Annotated in this window: 17 protein-coding genes; 13 read left to right on the top strand and 4 right to left on the bottom strand. The window is 65.4% G+C overall.

All coding sequences use genetic code 11. The annotated features are described in order from the left end of the window. Positions 1 to 88 precede the first annotated feature (88 nt). From rpsF to rplI, 4 genes are all read left to right on the top strand, one after another. Entirely contained in the window at positions 89 to 556 is a 468-nt protein-coding gene (rpsF, locus tag QA635_RS24450; protein ID WP_163155312.1) for a 30S ribosomal protein S6, read from the top strand. A 6-nt stretch (positions 557 to 562) separates the two neighbouring features. Continuing rightward, positions 563 to 802 (top strand): 30S ribosomal protein S18, encoded by a 240-nt coding sequence (gene rpsR, locus QA635_RS24455; protein WP_016844287.1) that lies wholly within the window; start codon positions 563 to 565, stop codon positions 800 to 802. Between the two features lie 126 nt (positions 803 to 928). Continuing rightward, the gene (locus tag QA635_RS24460; protein ID WP_283061816.1) at positions 929 to 1897 is read left to right on the top strand and encodes a DUF2232 domain-containing protein; all 969 of its coding nucleotides are present in this window, start codon (positions 929 to 931) and stop codon (positions 1895 to 1897) included. 51 nt (positions 1898 to 1948) lie between these two features. Next, complete coding sequence (gene rplI, locus QA635_RS24465; protein ID WP_283061817.1) at positions 1949 to 2551, top strand: 50S ribosomal protein L9; 603 nt, start codon at positions 1949 to 1951, stop codon at positions 2549 to 2551. A 48-nt stretch (positions 2552 to 2599) separates the two neighbouring features. Here rplI and QA635_RS24470 read toward each other — a convergent pair whose 3' ends face one another. The 3 genes from QA635_RS24470 to QA635_RS24480 all read right to left on the bottom strand — a co-directional run bounded on the left by QA635_RS24470 (position 2600) and on the right by QA635_RS24480 (position 4733). Next, on the bottom strand, positions 2600 to 3061 hold the full coding sequence (locus QA635_RS24470) for a PaaI family thioesterase (RefSeq protein WP_283061818.1): 462 nt from the start codon (positions 3059 to 3061) through the stop codon (positions 2600 to 2602). Continuing rightward, positions 3058 to 3663: a TetR/AcrR family transcriptional regulator gene (locus tag QA635_RS24475; protein ID WP_283061819.1), complete on the bottom strand. Its 606-nt coding sequence runs from the start codon at positions 3661 to 3663 to the stop codon at positions 3058 to 3060. The genes QA635_RS24470 and QA635_RS24475 overlap by 4 nt, the downstream gene beginning before the upstream one ends. Positions 3664 to 3752: 89 nt before the next feature. Beyond that, entirely contained in the window at positions 3753 to 4733 is a 981-nt protein-coding gene (locus tag QA635_RS24480; RefSeq protein WP_283061820.1) for a hypothetical protein, read from the bottom strand. Between the two features lie 258 nt (positions 4734 to 4991). Here QA635_RS24480 and QA635_RS24485 point away from each other — a divergent pair, with 258 nt between their 5' ends. Then, positions 4992 to 6245: a cyclopropane fatty acid synthase gene (locus QA635_RS24485; protein WP_283061821.1), complete on the top strand. Its 1254-nt coding sequence runs from the start codon at positions 4992 to 4994 to the stop codon at positions 6243 to 6245. A 20-nt stretch (positions 6246 to 6265) separates the two neighbouring features. Here QA635_RS24485 and QA635_RS24490 read toward each other — a convergent pair whose 3' ends face one another. Further along, a complete protein-coding gene (locus tag QA635_RS24490) occupies positions 6266 to 6436 on the bottom strand; it encodes a hypothetical protein (protein ID WP_194295401.1) in 171 nt (56 codons plus the stop codon). Between the two features lie 184 nt (positions 6437 to 6620). On the opposite strand from QA635_RS24490, the gene QA635_RS24495 reads away from it, so the two are divergent. The 8 genes from QA635_RS24495 (at position 6621) to radA (ending at position 14894) form a co-directional block, all read left to right on the top strand. Next, complete coding sequence (locus QA635_RS24495) at positions 6621 to 6743, top strand: hypothetical protein (RefSeq protein WP_256520498.1); 123 nt, start codon at positions 6621 to 6623, stop codon at positions 6741 to 6743. Positions 6744 to 7035: 292 nt separating this feature from the next. Then, positions 7036 to 8538 carry a replicative DNA helicase gene (locus QA635_RS24500; protein ID WP_057019871.1) on the top strand — a complete coding sequence of 501 codons (1503 nt, stop codon included), beginning with the start codon at positions 7036 to 7038 and terminating at the stop codon, positions 8536 to 8538. Between the two features lie 49 nt (positions 8539 to 8587). Then, on the top strand, positions 8588 to 9892 hold the full coding sequence (gene alr / locus QA635_RS24505; protein WP_283061822.1) for an alanine racemase: 1305 nt from the start codon (positions 8588 to 8590) through the stop codon (positions 9890 to 9892). Positions 9893 to 9922: 30 nt separating this feature from the next. Continuing rightward, complete coding sequence (locus QA635_RS24510; protein ID WP_283061823.1) at positions 9923 to 10693, top strand: exodeoxyribonuclease III; 771 nt, start codon at positions 9923 to 9925, stop codon at positions 10691 to 10693. A 359-nt stretch (positions 10694 to 11052) separates the two neighbouring features. Beyond that, positions 11053 to 11778 carry a sulfite exporter TauE/SafE family protein gene (locus QA635_RS24515; RefSeq protein ID WP_283061824.1) on the top strand — a complete coding sequence of 242 codons (726 nt, stop codon included), beginning with the start codon at positions 11053 to 11055 and terminating at the stop codon, positions 11776 to 11778. A 452-nt stretch (positions 11779 to 12230) separates the two neighbouring features. Then, positions 12231 to 12518, top strand: a complete 288-nt coding sequence (locus QA635_RS24520; protein ID WP_283061825.1) for a hypothetical protein — start codon at positions 12231 to 12233, stop codon at positions 12516 to 12518. Between the two features lie 174 nt (positions 12519 to 12692). After that, on the top strand, positions 12693 to 13307 hold the full coding sequence (locus QA635_RS24525; RefSeq protein ID WP_283061826.1) for a hypothetical protein: 615 nt from the start codon (positions 12693 to 12695) through the stop codon (positions 13305 to 13307). Positions 13308 to 13403: 96 nt separating this feature from the next. After that, the gene (gene radA, locus QA635_RS24530; RefSeq protein ID WP_283061827.1) at positions 13404 to 14894 is read left to right on the top strand and encodes a DNA repair protein RadA; all 1491 of its coding nucleotides are present in this window, start codon (positions 13404 to 13406) and stop codon (positions 14892 to 14894) included. The last annotated feature ends 28 nt before the right edge of the window (positions 14895 to 14922 follow it).

Below are 14922 nucleotides of genomic sequence, written 5' to 3' on the forward strand. Positions count from 1 at the left end.
GCTCCCGCCTTCTGAGCAGCTCGAGTCCTTTCCGAAGGTCTCGAAGGGCTTGTCGCCGGAAGCCGCGCCAACACAGGAAAGGACAACCATGCCTCTTTATGAGCATGTTTTTCTCGCGCGTCAGGATGCGAGCACCCAGCAGGTGGATGAACTGACGGCCCAGATGACGGGGATCGTCGAACAGGGCGGCGGCAAGGTCACCAAGACCGAGAGCTGGGGCGTGCGCTCCCTCACCTACCGCATGAACAAGAACCGCAAGGCGCATTTCGTGCTGATGAACATCGACGCACCGTCGGCTGTCGTCACCGAGATCGAGCGTCAGGAGCGGATCAACGAAGACGTCATCCGTTACCTCACCGTGCGCGTCGAAGAGCACGAGGAAGGCCCGTCCGCGATGATGCGCAAGGCCGACCGCGATCGCGAGCGCGATGACCGTGGTGGTGGCTTCCGTGGCGACCGCGAAGGCGGCTTCCGTGGTGACCGCGAGGGTGGCGGTTTCCGTGGCGACCGTGGCCCGCGCCGTCCGCGCGAAGAAGAAGCTGCGACCGAGGAGTAATGAATCATGGCTGATGCTGGTGCCCGCCGTCCGTTTTTCCGTCGTCGCAAGTCCTGCCCGTTCACGGGCGCGAATGCGCCGAAGATCGACTACAAGGATTCCAAGCTGCTGATGCGTTACGTCTCCGAGCGCGGCAAGATCGTGCCGAGCCGCATCACGGCCGTGTCCGCCAAGAAGCAGCGTGAGCTCGCCCGCGCCATCAAGCGCGCGCGCTTCCTCGGCTTGCTGCCTTACGTGATCAGGTAATCGTTTCCGGCCGGCGGCATACGTCGCCGGCCGCTCATTCTCATAAGGCTTCCGGGTCGTCCGGTCGCCGATGGTTGGGGTTCTCGAAACAGGACCCCTAACCGCTCGAAGGGGGCGGGACAGCTGATGACCGGGATACTCATTGTTGCACTTGCCGCCGGCGCCGCGTCGGCGCTGATGTTCGCCTCGATCAGTTCGGGCGCGGCGATCTCGATATTGCTGTTCTATCTCGCACCGCTGCCGATCATGGTGGCGGCGCTCGGCTGGGGCCCCCTCGCCGCCGCTATTGGTGGAGTGGGTGCGGCATCCGTGCTCGGCACGCTCTTCGGCCTTCCCTACAGCATCGCGTTTGCCATGATGGTCGCCGTGCCCGGCTGGTGGCTCGGCCACCTCGCCCTGCTCGGACGGCCGGTCGCGGGCGCAGCCGGCGACAGCGCCAAGCAGCAGCCGCCAGCGATTGAATGGTACCCCGTCGGCCGCATCCTGCTCTGGATTGCAGCCTTCGCCATCATTACCACGACCGCCGCGCTGCTCACGCTCGGCACCGATACCGACACGATCACCGGCACGCTACGGCGCGGCCTGCTCAAGATGCTCAGCGCCGGCGAAGCGCAGCCCAGCGGTGACATCGAACGGCTGGTCGACGCGTTGGTGATCTTCGCGCCGCTCGCGGCAACGGTCATCTCCATGGTGACGCTGACGCTGAACCTTTGGCTCGCCGGCAAGATCACGCAAACCTCGGGGCGGTTGAATCGGCCGTGGCCGGATTTCCGCACCACGGCGCTTCCCGCCGTGACGTTGGTCGCGCTGCTGGCGGCGGTCGCCGTCAGCTTCATCGGCGGCATGCTTGCGCTGCTGGCGCAGATCGTCACCGCGGCACTCGTAATCGCCTATGCGCTCGTCGGCTTCGCCGTTCTGCACACCTTGACGCTGTCGCTCACCAATCGCGGCTTCTGGCTCGGTGGCATCTATGCGGTCGTCGTCATGTTCGGCTGGCCGATCGTGGCGATGTTCGCGCTCGGCATCGCCGACGCCGTGTTCGGGCTGCGCCAGCGCTATCTGCAGACAAGACCGCCGCCTTTGCCCGCGGCTTGAGATTCGATCCAACCACTTAAACCCGTACTTTGCATCTAAAGGAGAACGAAAATGGAAGTCATTCTGCTCGAACGCGTCGCCAAGCTTGGCCAGATGGGCGAAGTCGTGCGCGTCAAGGACGGGTTCGCCCGCAACTTCTTGCTGAAGCGCGGCAAGGCGCTGCGCGCCACCGAGGCGAACCGCGCCAAGTATGACGGCATGAAGGCCGAGCTCGAGGCCAACAACATCCAGGCCAAGGGCGAAGCCGCCAAGGTTGCCGAGAAGATCGACGGCCGCGACATCGTCATCATCCGCCAGGCCTCCGAATCCGGCCAGCTGTTCGGCTCGGTCACGGTGCGCGACATCGTCGCCGCGCTGGCTGCCGACGGCGTGACGGTGACCCGCCCGCAGGTCTGGCTCGACTCGCCGATCAAGGTGATCGGCGCGCAGAAGGTGACGATCGCCGTCCACCCCGAGGTCGAGACCAGCGTCACCGTGACGGTCGCCCGCTCCGCCGAAGAGGCCGAGCGGATCAAGCGCGGTGAGGACATCTCGACCCGCCAGGAAGACCAGGACGCTGCCGCCGAGGCGCTCGCCGCCGCCGGCGAATTCTTCGATCCGGAAGCCCAGCACGACGAGGAAGCCGCGCCGGCTCCGGCCGCCGAAGAGAAGTAAGCCTCTCGTCATCGTCCAACCGACTAAACGCTACGAAGCCCGGCCCCATCAGGCCGGGCTTTGGATTCGTGCCGCCGCCTTGTCGTCGAGCATGGCGATCGACGCCAATGCGGTCGCGGTGTGCTTCTCCTTGCCGTCGATCACGCAGAACACGTCGGCTGCAACGACGGCGACCTGGCGTCCCGGCTTGATCACGCGCGCCCGGCAGATCAGACGATCGCCCGAGGCCGGCGACAGCAGGTTCAGCTTGTACTCCGCCGTCAGCGCCGGCTGGCCGCGCGACGTCGCCGCTGCGATCGTGGTGGCGTTGTCGACCAGAAACGCCGTCACTCCGCCGTGAAACAGGCCATGCTGCTGCAACAGCTCCGGCCGGCGGTCGACCGCGAGCGTGCAGGTGCCGCGCGACAGCTCGGCCACCTCGGCCCCGACAAGACCCATGAAGCCCTGCCGGCCGACATTGTCGCGAATTCGCGTCGCGATCGGTGCAAAGTCGGGATCGATCTCGCTCATGAAGTCCCTCCTGTTCGTCCCGGCGCACCCGGCGCCACCACCGCGCGGATCGCGCAGGCGATCAGCGTCTCGACCTGTTCGCGCGGATCGCCGGTGTGGCGGCCCGATAGCCAGGCGCGGCAGAAGATCTGTGCCGGCCCGATGATCTGGCTGAAGAACAGCACGGCGCTCATCGGCAGCAATTCGCCGCGCGCGAGCAGCGGCGCGCGCCAGCGCTCGATGCCATCGGTGAGCCGCGAATTCTCGCTGCGCTGCGCGCCGCGCACCTCCTCGCCCCACTCACTGCGCGAAATCTCGAACAGGAAGCGCGCCTCACGCCTGAAGGTCACGACCCAATCGAGATGGGCGTGGATCAGCCGCGCAACGCCCTCGCCGGCGCCGCAGCTGTCGTCGACCGAGGTGATGATCGCGGCGTGATAAGCCTGCAGGATTTCCAGGAACAGGGTGCCGGCGAGCTCCTTCTTCGAGGTGAAGAAGTGGAAGAAGCTGCCGTTGGACGCGCGGGCGCGGGAGCGGATCTCGGCCACCGTCGCGCCCTCAAATCCGTCGCGGTCGAACACCGCCAGTCCCGCTGCCAGCAGATCTTCGCGCGCCGTGCTCAAGTCGTCCTCCTGACTAGATTAACACTCTAGAGTATTACTCTAATGATGGTCAAACGAATACGCCGGACCTTGCGGCCCGGCGTTGGCGATTACTTCGAGGTCGGAGCTTCCGGCGGGCCGGAGCCTGGCGTCGTGGGCGGTGGCGGCGGCGGCGCCGTCGCAGTCACCGGCGGCGCAGCTGGCGCCGGAGCGGGAGATGCGGCTGCGGCCGGCTCGGACGCCGCAGGCGCAGCCGCGGCAGGCGCCGGTGTGACCTGCGGAACCGGATCGGATCGCACGGCAGCCGGCTCGCCGCCGCCATTGCTCTTGGGCGCGTCGACCTTTGCCGTGTCGGGCTCGGCGGCAGGCTTCGCCGGCTTCTCGGCTTCACCCTTGTCATCATGCCTGGTGGAGGTCTTGGGGTCTGTCTTCGGCTCCGTCTTGGGCTCGTCGCTGGTCGCCGCGCCCTTGGGCGGCTCCTCGGACTTCGGCTCCTCGACGGGCTTGCCGCGACGGCCGTGCTTATGACGCGACGGCTTGCCCTCGCCCAAGGCCTGCGGCGTCTGGCCGTCGTCCGGCTTCGCGCCCTCCGGCGCCTCGCTCGGGCGGGCCATCCGCTTGCCGCGGTGAATTGGACGTCCTTCGGGATTCAAACCGTCGGTGTCAGGCTTGGCACCTTCCTGCGGCGCTGCATCCTGGTGCCGTCGGCGGGCTGGACGCTCGGACGGCTGCTCCGGAGACTGGTTCGCCTCCTGCCTGCCTTCCCGGCCCTTGGCCCCCTCCTTAGTCCCCTTGGGCTGATCCTTGGCCTGGTAGCGCGGGTCGTTGGCGCCATTCGAAATCAGATAGGACGCAAGCACGCCGGCCATGTCGCTGGACGTCGTGTAGTGCTGGCGCAGGAAGCCCGGCAGCGAACCGGCCGGCACCGATTTCAGCAGGCCGCGCGGGCTCTTGTGGCAAGCTGTGCAGGTGCTTGCGAAGATCTGGGAGGGGCTCTTGCCGGCCTCGAGGTTTTGCGCCTGCGCCGATACGGCTGACAGGCAGCCAATCAGAAGCGCCACCGTCGCCAGACTGAGGGCTCGGCTCAACATTCCTTAAGTCTCCAGATTCCGGAAAAATCGCCGCCAGCGCCTGATGGATCGGCCGCGGCGGTCACCTTTTAGCCGATTATCGCGCGAATGGAAGCGCGCCCATGACGCATCCACGCAATTGTCACATTTTGGAATATCGGCTTTGACCACAACGCTATAGCGCGATCTAATTCCCTGCCTATCTTGAGGTTGGGGACACATTGGAGTGATCAACTCCGGTGGTGTCGGTGTGCAGCTTGCCGTTCCGTTGGTGTTTCGATGGACCGATTGTTGCGATACTTCTTGGGGCGCTTCATCCGCCGCGGTTCGATCACGTTCACGACCGCGAGCGGCGCTCAGTTCACCTGCGGTGACGGCACGGGCGTACCGGTTGCCGTGCGCTTCATGACGCGAGGGGCTGAACTCCGCGTCCTGGTCGATCCCGAGCTCTATCTCGGCGAAGCCTTCATGGACGGCACGTTCGTGGTGGAGCAAGGCACCGTTGCCGACGTGTTGGCGGTGCTTATGGGTCAGGCAGCCATGCTGCCGAACTTTGCCAGGCTGCAGGCCTGGGTACGCTTCCTCGGACGCCGCGCCCAGCAGATCAATGTGCGCGGCCGATCCAGAAGCAACGTCGCCCGTCATTACGATCTCGACGGCCGCCTCTATTCGCTCTTCCTCGACGCGGACAAGCAATACAGCTGCGCCTATTTCGAGACGCCGGACGCGACGCTGGACGATGCCCAGCTCGCCAAGAAGCGTCACCTCGCCGCAAAACTCCTGATCAAGCCCGGGCACCGCATCCTCGACATCGGTTCCGGCTGGGGTGGCCTTGGGCTCTATCTCGCCGAGATGAGCGGCGCCGAAGTCACCGGCGTCACGCTGTCGACCGAGCAGCTGCAAATTTCCAACGCCCGGGCGGCGGAGCGGAACCTGGCGCAATCGGCGCGCTTCCTGCTGCAGGACTACCGCGACATCCCCGGGCCGTTCGACCGCATCGTCTCGGTCGGCATGTTCGAGCATGTCGGGGTCGCCTACTATGAAACCTTCTTCGCGCGCTGCGCCGAACTCTTGAGCGACGACGGTGTCATGGTGCTGCATTCGATCGGCCGCTCGACCGGCCCCGACGTCACCAGCCCCTGGATCCGCAAATACATCTTCCCCGGCGGCTACATTCCGGCGCTGTCCGAGGTCATGCCGGCGATCGAGAAGGCCGGATTGCTGATCTGCGACATGGAGATCCTGCGCCTGCACTATGCCGAGACGCTGAAGGCATGGCGCGAGCGCTTCATGGCGCGGCGCGAGGAGGCCGTGCGGCTCTACGACGAGACCTTTGCCCGGATGTGGGAATTCTACCTGGCTGCCTCGGAGATGTCGTTCCGCGTGCAGAATATGATGAACTTCCAGCTCCAGCTCACCAAGCGCCAGGGCATCGTCCCGATAACCCGCGACTATATCGGCGGCGAAGAAGCCCGCCTGCGGCTGAAGGAGGCCGGCGCGGCCAAGCCCCGGCTACAACTGGCCGGCGAATAGGTCTGAAGGAACGGGTGCGGCTAGTTGCGCAGGCTGTAGGCCGACCCGCAATGGCCAAAGGTCGGCGCCGGACGCGCCAGATGGGCTGCGGCGGCCGAAATCAAGCTGGCATCGCAGGGAACATTGCGGACCTCGGGACGCGCCGCCTGCTCCATGGCATCGACAAGCGCCGCCAGCCAGCGGCGGTCCATGCCATCTGCCCGGCCAAGCCCTGATCGCGCTGTCTGAAACTCTCGAGCCATCGCCGCCGTATCTTGCCTGAGCGTAGACAACCCGGAATCCGCCGGGTCGTTCCCGCGAACCTGCCGCAAAAAAAGTGCGGCGCATGTGATCTGCTTCACAGAGGTCTGTCCCGGACTGTCGTAGTGGTCCGGAATGACCCGAGAAACACACCAGACGATGTTGGACCCGCAGCGCGATATCGCGACTGACTACGCCCTGATCGCCACTGGCGTGGTGGCCGCCTTGATCGCGCTGGCCTTCCTCATCCTGGTCTGAGAAATCGACGCCAACAGCCGCCTCGCCTCTCCATGGGTCCGCTCGCCTGGCAAAAGGTTCAGGCGGCGTCCAATTTTTGCCAACGACCGTGCTGATCGGCCGGCTCCCGCCCGGTTTCGGACAAAACCCCAGTCAAGCGGAATGCATCCGGCTGTTTCGGATTCACACCTCGCGTTGTGTGAATCGTGCATAAGAAACATCCGTCCTTTCGCTTCGTGCCGGGCTGGCGCTTCATCGCCGCCCCACAGCCGAAAATCTCAGTAACGACGAAATCAGAAGAATAAGCTCGTCCATGGCCTTGATTGATTCGAACGTCCACAAGCTCGCGCCCGACGCCGCATCCCCGGCCTACCGAAGTGCGCCGCACAACATCGAAGCGGAACAGGGCCTGCTGGGCGCGATCCTGGTCAATAACGACGCCTTCTACCGGGTCTCCGATTTCCTGGAGCCGAAGCACTTCTTCGAAACCATCCATCAGCAAATCTATGAAACCGCCGGAAGCCTGATCCGGATGGGCAAGGTCGCGAACCCCGTGACCTTGAAGACGTTCCTGCCGGCCGAGCTCGACATCGGCGGCATGACGGTCGGCCAGTACCTCGCCCGGCTTGCCGCCGAGGCGACCACCATCATCAACGCGCAGGACTACGGACGCACCGTTTACGATCTCAGCCTGCGCCGCAACCTGATCCAGATCGGCGAGGACATCGTCAACGTCGCCTACGACGCGCCGGTCGACTTCGCGCCGCGCGCCCAGATCGAGGATGCCGAGCGGCAACTCTACGGCCTTGCTGAAACCGGCCGCTATGACGGCGGCTTCCAGCGCTTCGCACAGGCACTGACGATCGCCGTCGACATGGCGGCGAAGGCGTTCCAGCGCGACGGCAAGCTGTCGGGCATCTCGACCGGTCTGCGCGACCTCGACGCCAAGATGGGCGGCCTGCAGCCGTCCGACCTCATCATCCTCGCCGGCCGTCCCGGCATGGGCAAGACATCGCTCGCCACCAACATCGCCTACAACATCGCCAAAGCCTATGTGCCGGAAGTCCAGGCGGACGGCACCACCAAGGCAGTCAATGGCGGCTGTGTCGGCTTCTTCTCCTGCGAAATGAGCGGCGAACAGCTCGCCACCCGTATTCTCGCCGAGCGCACCGGCATCCCCTCGAGCTCGATCCGTCGCGGCGGCATCTCCGAGCTCGATTTCGAGAAGATCCGCGACTGTTCGATCGAGCTGCAATCGCTGCCCTTCTACGTCGACGAAACCGGTGGTCTCTCGATCTCGCAGCTCACCGCGCGGGCGCGACGGCTCAAGCGCCAGAAGGGCCTCGACCTGATCGTGATCGACTACATCCAGCTGCTGCAAGGCTCGGGCAAACGCGGCAACGACAACCGCGTGCAGGAAATCACCGAGATCACCACCAACCTGAAGGCACTGGCCAAGGAACTGAACGTACCGATCATCGCGCTCTCGCAGCTGTCGCGTCAGGTCGAAAACCGCGACGACAAGCGGCCGCAGCTGTCCGACCTGCGTGAATCCGGCTCGATCGAGCAGGACGCCGACGTCGTGATCTTCGTCTATCGCGAGGAATACTACCTCGCCAACAAGGAGCCGCGCGCGGGCACGCCGGAATATGAGAAGTGGCAGATGGACATGGACCTTGCCCACGGCAAGGCCGAAGTCATCATCGGCAAGCAGCGCCACGGCCCGACCGGCACGGTCGATCTGCACTTCGAGGCCAGCGTCACGCGCTTCGGCGATCTCGCACCCGACGGTCAGGTTCCGGATCACGGCCACTGAGATCCGGACCTCGGTTGAACGACGCAAGGCACCCGCGTACAACTGAGCCATGAACATCGTGACTGACGCGAAATCGCAGCTGACACCCGAGGCCAGTTTGCTGGCGGCCCACCCGACCGCCAGCGGTATCCTCACCATCGACCTCGACGCCATCATCGCCAACTGGCGCAAGCTCGAGAAGACCGCGGTGCCGGCTGAATGCGCCGCCGTGGTCAAGGCCAACGCCTATGGCTGCGGCGCCGAGCAGGTCGCGCGGGCGCTGGCCAAGGCCGGCTGCAAGACCTTCTTCGTCGCCAGCGTCGAGGAGGCCGCCGCGGTGCGCGCGGCCGCTCCCGAGGCGACGGTGTATTCGCTCGGCGGTTTTTTCCAGAACACCGGCGACGCCTACGCCAGGATCGACTGCAAGCCGGTGATCGGCGATCTCAACGAGCTCGCCGAATGGGACGTGTTCTGCCGCCGCTCCGGCTGGTCCGGCGGCGCCGGCATCCATATCGACACCGGCATGAACCGGCTGGGGCTCACGGTCAGCGAGGCACAGGGCATCATCCCGCGGATCAATGCCGGCGATCACGGCATCACGCTGGTCATGAGCCACCTCGCCTCCGCCGAATTGCTCAACAATCCCGCCAACGCCAAGCAGCTTGCGAGCTTCCGCGAGATCGCGAGCCTGTTCACTGGCGTGCCGGCCTCGCTGGCGAATTCTTCCGGCGTGTTTCTCGGCGCGCAATTCCAGTTCGAGATGGTGCGGCCGGGCTGCGCGCTCTATGGCGTCAATCCGACGCCGGAGGCCGACAACCCGATGCAGCAGGTGGTCGACCTCAAGGCGCGCATCGTGCAGATCCGCAACATCGACCGCGGCGAGACCGTCGGCTATGGCGGCACCTGGACCGCGCGCCGGCCGACCCGGCTTGCGATCGTCGCCGCCGGCTATGCCGACGGCTATTTCCGCGCCGCCAGCGCCAATGACGGCACCCGCGGCGCCGAGGTCGTGGTCGCCGGCAAGCGGTGCCCGATCGCCGGCCGCGTCTCGATGGACCTGATCGCGGTCGATGTCACTGACCTCGACAAGAATGCCGTGCGTCGCGGCCACATGGCGACGCTGATCGGCGAAGGCATCACGGTCGACGAGGTCGCGCATCATTTCGGCACCATCGGCTACGAGGTGCTGACCAGCCTCGGCCGCCGCTTCGTGCGCATCTACAAGGGCGGCGATGCCGTCGCCGCGAGAAGCGACGCGGTCGCCGAGACGAGCGGGCCGGCTGCCAAACCCGCAGCACCGCCAGCCTTGCCAACAGCCGCGCCCGCTGCGCCGCCGCCACTGCCGGCCGCAGAGCCAACGGCGACGTCCACCTGACATGATCAAGGTCCGCGATTGCCGGTGCGCATGAAGATCGCGACCTTCAACATCAACAACGTCAACCGCCGCCTGCCCAACCTGTTGCGCTGGCTCAAGACCGCCAAGCCCGACGTCGTCAGTCTGCAGGAGCTGAAGGCAAGCGACGCCGAGTTTCCCGCGGCCGCGATCGAGCAGGCCGGCTACGGCGCGGTGTGGCAGGGACAGAAGACCTGGAACGGCGTCGCCATTCTCGCGCGCAAGGCCGAGCCGGTGCTGATCCGCACCGCCCTGCCCGGCGATGCCGGCGATCACGAAGCGCGCTACATCGAGGCCGCGGTGCGCGGCATCGTCGTCACCAGCCTCTATCTGCCGAACGGCAATCCGCAGCCTGGGCCGAAATTCGATTACAAGCTCGCCTGGTTCAAGCGACTGCGTACCCATGCCGCCAAGCTGCTCAAAGAGGACGTCCCGGTGGTGCTCGCCGGCGACTACAATGTCGCGCCGACGCCCTTCGACATCTACCCGACGCGGTCCTGGGACAAGGATGCGCTGATCCAGCCGAAGAGCCGCGCCGCCTTCAAGGCGCTGGTCGATCAGGGCTGGTGCGATGCGATCCGCACCCTGCATCCGGACGCGCCGATGTTCACCTTCTGGGACTACAAGCGCCAGCGCTGGCCACGCGATGCAGGCCTGCGGCTCGATCATCTCCTGCTCAGCCCCGCAGTGGCGCCGCGGCTTGCGAAAGCCGGCGTCGACCGCACCATCCGCGGCGAAGACGGCGCCAGCGATCACGCGCCGGCGTGGGTGGTGTTGAGGTGATGGGTTTGCGTGTCGCGCTCGCGCCACAATCACTCTGTCGTCGCTGCGAAAGCAGGGACCCATACTCCGCGGCCGATGTTGTGAACGGGACTTGTCGTTCCGACGGCGCGCAATAATCAGCATTCGTGGTTATGGGTCCCTGCTTTCGCAGGGACGACATCAAATGTGTTGCGCGGTCTGTGAGTCTTACCTCCGCATTCTCGCGACATGATTTGTCCAAGTCTTGCTGCGCTGCGCACGATGACGTGTCGATGGTTCGGCGGCGCCCTTGCGCGGTCTCGAACCATGAGGTCACACTGAGCTCCTGTCCCGGGACACGCATTCAGCATGGCTCGGGATCACCTCACCGGAGCGCGCAGGTGGGCTTTCTCTTCGTCCTCATCGTCGGCCTGGTCGCCGGCACTATTTCCGGCATCGTCGGCACCGGCTCGTCGATCATGCTGATGCCGGTGCTGGTGTATCAGTACGGACCGAAGCAGGCGGTGCCGATCATGGCCGTCGCCGCCGTGATGGCCAATCTGTCGCGCATCCTCGCCTGGTGGCGCGAGGTCGACTGGCGTGCCTGCATCGCCTACTCGATCACCGGCATTCCGGCCGCCGCACTCGGCGCGCGCACCCTGCTCGCGCTGCCCTCGCATGCTGTCGATGTCGCGATCGGCGTATTCCTGATCGCGATGGTGCCGGTGCGGCATTGGCTGGCGCGGCACAGGCTGAAAGCCAATCTCTGGCATCTCGCAATCGGCGGTGCGCTCATCGGCTACCTCACCGGCATCGTGGCCTCGACCGGCCCGCTCAGCGTGCCGCTGTTCCTGTTCTACGGTCTCAGCAAGGGCGCGTTCCTCGCCACCGAGGCGGCGAGCTCGCTCGGGCTCTATGTCAGCAAGTCGGTGACGTTCGAGCGTTTCGGCGCACTGACACCGGACATCGCACTGAAGGGCCTGATCGCCGGCGCCTCGCTGATGGCCGGCGCCTTCATCGCCAAGCGTTTCGTGCTGCAGCTGAAGCCGGAGTCATTCCGCCTGATCATGGACGGCATCATGCTGGCAGCGGGCACGGCGCTATTGTGGTCTGCAATGACGCAGTAGAATTCCGACATCCACTGCGTCAGACCAAGCCTTGGGCAAACGGATTTCACCGTGACGAACACCAATATCCTCCCGATGATGTCGTAATTCTACGGGGCTTTGCGCATCGGGTGGCGTGTACCCCGAAAGAGTTTTGTTGAGCGCTCACCTTCCGTTGTTATCCGGATTGCCACCGTCCGGCCACTGCGTTTATGACAATCTCATTACTTGCACTTGATCGTTTGCGGAAAAGAACTTTGCTCCAGCAGGCATCACAGGGTTGATCGACGACCCGGATGCGAGTCCCGAGAGTTCAGGCGACACGAGTTCAGCGACAGATGGCGTGCAGATCGGGCGCACAGCCCGGCGCCTGATGTCGCCGATGTCGGCCTGACGAATTCGGGATCGCAAGTCGAAGCATTGGGAGTCGCGGGTCGTCAAAGCCCACGACAGGCGGGAAAGGCAGGCGCGCGATGCGCAAGATGATGATCACGACTGCGGCGATTGTGACGTTCGCTGTTGCCGGCTCGGCGTTGTGGCCGACGGCAAGGCCCGATGTCGCGCAGTTCGGCGACAGCGTTTACGAGACGATCTGGGTCTGGCGAATTCCGGCCTACGCCAACAATCCGTCGTGGCGGGTTCGCTGGAGCTGGAGCGATCCGTTGCGCGCGCAGGCGAGATGCTGCCGCGCTCTGCCGACGAGTCTGACGCCGCGCGAGAAACCGCCGCTGCTGCTGTCGCGGCGGGACATCCACATTTGACCGCGCGTACAAACGAGAGAGCAGTTCCCTTGCGCGAAGCGCATTTGATTCAAATTCGCGCTGTAGTTGAACTTACTTTTTATCCTTAACCAGAAACCTGATCTTTGATTTACATCTGCAAGATGCGGTTTACCTTGTCTCCGCGAGCACAGCGGATTCAGGGACAACAACAATATGCGCCAACCAAGCCTCACCCTGTGGTTGACCGTTGTTCTGGCAATGCAGGGTTTGAGCGTCGCGGCAGACGAGACGAGACCGGGACAACCGGGTGCCGTTGCCGCTGCTGACCGCGTTGCATGTTCCCTGCAGCCGAAAAGCGAGGAACCGTCCGATCCGTCGTCGACCTCGGCAATTCCCCACGCCGAAAAATTCGTCGCGCGGGAACATTTCAAGGAGGACATTGCCTCGAGCGCGCCGGTCAGGATTTCCTGGTTAGGCGCGACCTTCGCGCAGCGTTTCACGAACAAGATCGAGGACGATAGCGGCGGCGCATCCTTGCAGACCTTCATCCTGAGCGCAGCCTCGAGCGACAAGGAGATCCTCGCCAAACTCGGTCAGAGCCACGAGAGCAGGCTGGCCGACGTCTGGTGCGCGTTGAGGCGACAGCCGAGCGGCAGCAATGGCCCGCTGGAGGTCAACGCCAAGCCCAACGTGTTCTACGTCCGCGACAGCGCGGGAGAGCTTGGTGCCGTCGACGTGCTGTGGGGCGGCGTCGGCTGGGAAATCGGCGCAAGCCCGGTCGGCGACAAGCCGCGCTGGCCGGGCGGAACGCGGGTGTTCTCGCGCTGAGCCGGCCCCGCCATCTGGCGCTCCGTCTTCGATGGATCGTGCGCGGCGGCCGAACCGTGTTATGCATCGTGCTCGATAGCGCGACTCACCTGCTCCATGGCCAAATCCACCCTCTCCTTCGTCTGCCAGAATTGCGGCGCGGCGTATAATCGCTGGCAGGGCAAGTGCGATTCCTGCGGCGAGTGGAACACGCTGGCCGAGGAAGACACCACAGGCTCGGTGCCGGTCTCGATCCGCAGCAAGCGCAAGGGGCGGACGTTTGCGCTGGAATCGCTGTCCGGCAAGACCCAGGACGCGCCGCGGCTGTCCTCCGGGATGGCCGAGCTCGACCGCGTCACCGGCGGCGGCTTCGTCCGCGGCTCGGTGCTGCTGGTCGGCGGCGATCCCGGCATCGGAAAATCGACGCTGCTGACCCAGGCGACCAGCATGATGGCGCGCGCCGGCCACCGCGCGGTCTATATCTCCGGCGAAGAGGCGGTCGCCCAGGTGCGGCTGCGCGCCGAACGGCTCGGCCTCGCGGACGCGCCGGTGCAGCTGGCTTCGGAAACGTCGGTCGAGGACATCGTCGCCACGCTGTCGGAAGGCGCGGTGCCGCGCCTGATCGTGATCGACTCGATCCAGACCATGTGGACCGACACGGTGGAATCCGCGCCCGGCACGGTGACCCAGGTCCGCGCCTCGGCGCAGGCCCTCATTCGCTTTGCCAAGAAGACGGGTGCCGCGATCATCCTGGTCGGCCATGTGACAAAGGACGGCCAGATCGCCGGTCCCCGCGTGGTCGAGCACATGGTCGATGCGGTGCTGTCGTTCGAGGGCGAAGGCTCGCAGCAGTTCCGCATCCTGCGCTCGGTGAAGAACCGCTTTGGCGCGACCGACGAGATCGGCGTGTTCGAGATGACCGGCCTCGGCCTGCGCGAGGTCACCAATCCCTCGGAATTGTTCCTCTCCGAGCGCGAACTCGGCAGCCCCGGCACGGCGGTGTTCGCCGGCATCGAGGGCACCCGTCCGGTGCTGGTCGAGTTGCAGGCGCTGGTGGCACCGACCTCGCTCGGCACGCCGCGCCGCGCCGTGGTCGGCTGGGATCCGAGCCGGCTGTCGATGGTGCTCGCGGTGCTTGAAGCGCATTGCGGCGTCAAATTGTCCGGACATGACGTCTATCTCAATGTCGCCGGCGGTCTGCGCATCCAGGAACCGGCCGCGGACCTTGCCGCGGCGGCCGCGCTGGTCTCCTCGCTGGTGAATGCGCCGCTGCCGACGGATGCAGTCTATTTCGGCGAGATTTCGCTGTCGGGCGCGATCCGCCCGGTGGCGCAAACCCCGGCCCGGCTCAAGGAGGCCCTCAAGCTCGGCTTCGCCCGCGCCATCCTGCCCGAATCGGCCCGCGGCGAGAGCGGCGGCGATTCAGGGCTCACCCTCAACAGCGTCGGCAATCTCACCACGCTGGTCGCCGAAATTGCGGCACGCGGTACGCCAAGAGGCGACCGGGGAACACCGCGAGGCGGCCGGCGCGACCAGGACGGCTCCGGAGGCCCTGATGCGGCTGAGAAAAATGCCACACCGGCCCGATTCCGTCGCGAGACCAGCTAAAGCGGGCGTGACGTATCAGCCCCCCGCC

It is taken from the genome of Bradyrhizobium brasilense, assembly GCF_029714345.1.
GTDB classification, from domain to species: domain Bacteria; phylum Pseudomonadota; class Alphaproteobacteria; order Rhizobiales; family Xanthobacteraceae; genus Bradyrhizobium; species Bradyrhizobium australafricanum.

What these genes read in the sequence shown, in the direction of transcription:
- rpsF (WP_163155312.1), top strand. Translation starts at nt 89, where the DNA reads ATGCCTCTTTATGAGCATGTTTTTCTCGCGCGTCAGGATGCGAGCACC.
- rpsR (WP_016844287.1), top strand. Translation starts at nt 563, where the DNA reads ATGGCTGATGCTGGTGCCCGCCGTCCGTTTTTCCGTCGTCGCAAGTCC.
- QA635_RS24460 (WP_283061816.1), top strand. Translation starts at nt 929, where the DNA reads ATGACCGGGATACTCATTGTTGCACTTGCCGCCGGCGCCGCGTCGGCG.
- rplI (WP_283061817.1), top strand. Translation starts at nt 1,949, where the DNA reads ATGGAAGTCATTCTGCTCGAACGCGTCGCCAAGCTTGGCCAGATGGGC.
- QA635_RS24470 (WP_283061818.1), bottom strand. Translation starts at nt 3,061, where the DNA reads ATGAGCGAGATCGATCCCGACTTTGCACCGATCGCGACGCGAATTCGC.
- QA635_RS24480 (WP_283061820.1), bottom strand. Translation starts at nt 4,733, where the DNA reads ATGTTGAGCCGAGCCCTCAGTCTGGCGACGGTGGCGCTTCTGATTGGC.
- QA635_RS24485 (WP_283061821.1), top strand. Translation starts at nt 4,992, where the DNA reads ATGGACCGATTGTTGCGATACTTCTTGGGGCGCTTCATCCGCCGCGGT.
- QA635_RS24490 (WP_194295401.1), bottom strand. Translation starts at nt 6,436, where the DNA reads ATGGACCGCCGCTGGCTGGCGGCGCTTGTCGATGCCATGGAGCAGGCG.
- QA635_RS24495 (WP_256520498.1), top strand. Translation starts at nt 6,621, where the DNA reads ATGACCCGAGAAACACACCAGACGATGTTGGACCCGCAGCGCGATATC.
- QA635_RS24500 (WP_057019871.1), top strand. Translation starts at nt 7,036, where the DNA reads ATGGCCTTGATTGATTCGAACGTCCACAAGCTCGCGCCCGACGCCGCA.
- alr (WP_283061822.1), top strand. Translation starts at nt 8,588, where the DNA reads ATGAACATCGTGACTGACGCGAAATCGCAGCTGACACCCGAGGCCAGT.
- QA635_RS24510 (WP_283061823.1), top strand. Translation starts at nt 9,923, where the DNA reads ATGAAGATCGCGACCTTCAACATCAACAACGTCAACCGCCGCCTGCCC.
- QA635_RS24520 (WP_283061825.1), top strand. Translation starts at nt 12,231, where the DNA reads ATGCGCAAGATGATGATCACGACTGCGGCGATTGTGACGTTCGCTGTT.
- QA635_RS24525 (WP_283061826.1), top strand. Translation starts at nt 12,693, where the DNA reads ATGCGCCAACCAAGCCTCACCCTGTGGTTGACCGTTGTTCTGGCAATG.
- radA (WP_283061827.1), top strand. Translation starts at nt 13,404, where the DNA reads ATGGCCAAATCCACCCTCTCCTTCGTCTGCCAGAATTGCGGCGCGGCG.